Genomic DNA, 3100 nt, shown 5'->3' with positions numbered 1-3100 from the left:
TTCTGCTATTATTGACCGAAAGGAGACTGCCACGCATAATTTTTTCAGTCCTTTCCATTCAAATGTGAAATCAATATTTAGGTAATAAGGAATATCTCAATTATTGAACATAAAATGCGAATTATTTAGTACAAAAAAGCAGCGTTACGTGATCTTTCCCTGCCCTGATGTCCCTTCCGGGTAATGGTCTGCGCGGTCATTCTCCCCGCATCGTCGTATTCTGCCAGCACGTCACCATGCCAGGTAAGACTGACCCTGGCATACAGCCACCGAATCACTCTCATTTAAACTATTAAATGAATTGTTTAGGTACATCCATATTTTCAAATTGCATTACCGATGGCAATATACCCCCTTCAAATTTAACGCCGCGAAAATCACATTTTTTAAATTTAGCCTCAGTAAAAATACAATCTATGAATTTCGAAGCACGAAATTCAACCTTGTCAAAAACTGTCGATGTAAAATTACAATTTATAAATTTAACTCTTCTTCCGCCATATTCTAACCCCACACTTCCAGAGCTAAACTTGGCTCCAGAAAAATTGCTATCCTCACATGTTGAATCATTCATCGCTACTACTAATTTAGAATGTGAAAAATCACATTCTGAAATATAAGACTCAAATAAAACACACCTATCCAGTATAGATCTCGTTAGATCCACTTTGGTAAGATGACTATTACTCATACTACCAGATATACGAGCATAGGATAAATTTGAATTACTTATATAAGCCTGGTATAAACTCTTATTTTTTAATTCATCCAATAATGCATCTGGTCCAATTATAATTCCAGATAGATTTCCTTCATTTATAATTGCTCGATTGCTTATAATAGAATCAATATGTTTGGATACCATCTTTAAGTATTCAAAATTAGACCATTTTTCAAAAAAAATTTTTTTCAATGTGAATTCCTTGATGAAGTATAGGATTTACAGGGCAAGATTACGAAAGCCCGCTCCCCGCAAGGACTGAAGCCAGATAGTTTCTGTCCATAGCTGCTTTTCTCATCTTACGTGGAAGTGTGCAGGAAGTGCCTTTGCTCTGACAAATAGCTGTCGTTTTTCTGAAACCGTTGTGGACTCGAGCTGGTTCACCAGATGATGGCAGGGGAGCGCGCTGTGCCAGACCATAGTGACACGGGGAAAATCGGGTTCAATAATGATGGTATGAAGTTTTCCCTGATGCCTGCGTACACTTCCATCATAAAACTGTGTGCGGAATGCAGGAACAATACGGGGGAGCGCAAAAATCAGCAGTCCGTTTTTGCCATAGCCGGGTGGCGTAAGATTCCCCAGGCAAACCACTTCGCCACCTTTCAGTCGCCCTCCTGCATATAATGGCGCAGGCGCACACTGCCAGTAACGGTCATCCAGGTTGTCCGGCAGTAACGGCGATTGCTTTTTCTGCCAGCGGGCATCATACGTCCCGGCAAATTGCAGACGCCCCGGCCAGTGACGGGGTAATGCACCAAATCCCGGCATTGCCTCATCGCCATGAAATTCAATATTGGGCAGAACGGATATCCCGGTTTCAGGTGCTGTATCAACGGCAATACCAGCCGGATTAAAATCACTTTTATAATCCGGGAAATAATCACCCCGGCTCATTTTGCTATAATTAAGGGGCATTTTTTCGAAAGGTTGTGGCTCACTGTAGTGCTTTCCGTCCCATACTCTGTCGCCGTAAACCCTGGCAAGCCGGGAAATGCTGCCAACTTTTAGTCCCACAGCAACAGATGTGGTGAATTTTCCATCCGGAACAATGGCATGTCCGTTCAGAATAATATCTGTGGCATTTTTTACCGGACCAAGGTCGATATCATATAATAATGTGTTGTCATCAAAGTTCATCACTGGTCCAACATTAACCTGTTGCTGGGTGTCGGATAATGTTGTCGTACCATCAGGTCGTATATCCCAGGTTGCTTTTAATGCCACCGTCCAGATTTCTTCCCCCTGTCTGCCACGGACCCAGGCTCCTTTTGTGGAATATGCTGTCTTATTTTTTATCTGCCACATATATTTCCCCCTCCTAATCAAAGCGCCGCATCCATTTTATAGTAGCTTCCACTGAGTCAAATGATTCTGGTAGTTCCAAAAAATTCATATGATATTTATCAAATCGTATCGGATGTATTACGGATGCTACTTTTTTATAACGTTCCGGGATAAATCCAGTGTAAGCATCACCAATTTGTGGTACTGGACCAGCAATAATGATACAACCACCATGGTAAGAATGGACGTGACATTCAGGTTCCAGTGCATAAGTTAGAGTATCCATTCCACCAAGCTTAGCTATCAGAGCATCGCTCAATATTGTCAGCCAATTCACACCTTTTATCTGATTAAAGTGTTCTTCAACAATTAGCGAAAATGTCACCGGATCATGAAAATCAATGCCAGGGTAGCGTTGCATGGAAGCCCAAGTATACCGGGCTTGTGGTTCAATACCCGTACAAAGAGCATAACAAAACCCGGCAGAACCATGAACTGGTTGATGGCGTTCACACCAGGCAAGCGTCATAGCAAACAAAGTAGAAAAGTTATCTCCCCCTTCATCATTACAAACTGGCATCGCACCTGTAATATTTGACAATTGTTTTTCCGGTAAAGTTAATCCCATACATCGTATTTGCCAGGGCGATGCATTAAACGCCTCTCCTTCCCATGTATCATCGTAAAAAAGTTCAAAATTGAATCCATAATTCATGTCTACATTATCCAACGCCTTATGCCAGACAGTCACAGGATCGCCTTTAATTATTCTGTTTTTGCCACTATTAGGCGGCAAGTAACAATTCAAATATGTTTTAAAATGATGATAATAAGCTTCCACTGAAGTGAGCATATCTCGATACATCTGTTGTAATTTATTCATGTCTTCTGGTGGTGAAATGAATAATTCTGCACCCAAGGCAATACGAGCCTCTATCGCCGCTTCCCCCATAATTTCAACGCTATCCAATTTACTAAGAATATTTATATCAATATCCGGTAATGGTTTTTTCTCGACCACAATCCACCTTGTCAGCGCCAATGATATAAGACAGTAATTCACCATTTGGATTGTCCGCTCCACCCAACATG

Annotated in this window: 3 protein-coding genes and 2 pseudogenes; all 5 read right to left on the bottom strand. The window is 41.4% G+C overall.

Annotation, left to right across the window (positions count from 1 at the left end; translation table 11 throughout):
* Window positions 1-96, bottom strand: a pseudogene (locus A7090_RS26715) (hypothetical protein); the annotation flags it as partial.
* Between the two features lie 196 nt (window positions 97-292).
* The gene (locus A7090_RS19705) at window positions 293-913 is read right to left on the bottom strand and encodes a pentapeptide repeat-containing protein (protein WP_241957282.1); all 621 of its coding nucleotides are present in this window, start codon (window positions 911-913) and stop codon (window positions 293-295) included.
* A gap of 40 nt (window positions 914-953) precedes the next feature.
* Window positions 954-1031 (bottom strand): annotated as a pseudogene (locus tag A7090_RS26710) (hypothetical protein); the annotation flags it as partial.
* Window positions 1016-2029, bottom strand: coding sequence for a DUF2169 family type VI secretion system accessory protein (locus A7090_RS19700; protein ID WP_105275276.1), 1014 nt, complete (start codon window positions 2027-2029; stop codon window positions 1016-1018). The gene A7090_RS19700 and the pseudogene A7090_RS26710, both read right to left, overlap by 16 nt.
* Before the next feature lie 13 nt (window positions 2030-2042).
* On the bottom strand, window positions 2043-3029 hold the full coding sequence (locus A7090_RS19695; RefSeq protein ID WP_105275275.1) for a type VI immunity family protein: 987 nt from the start codon (window positions 3027-3029) through the stop codon (window positions 2043-2045).
* Window positions 3030-3100: the final 71 nt, after the last annotated feature.

It is taken from the genome of Escherichia sp. MOD1-EC7003 (assembly GCF_002965065.1).
GTDB lineage: Bacteria > Pseudomonadota > Gammaproteobacteria > Enterobacterales > Enterobacteriaceae > Escherichia.
Note: the sequence above shows the minus strand (reverse complement) of the source record. Positions and strands in the feature narration are given on the sequence as shown.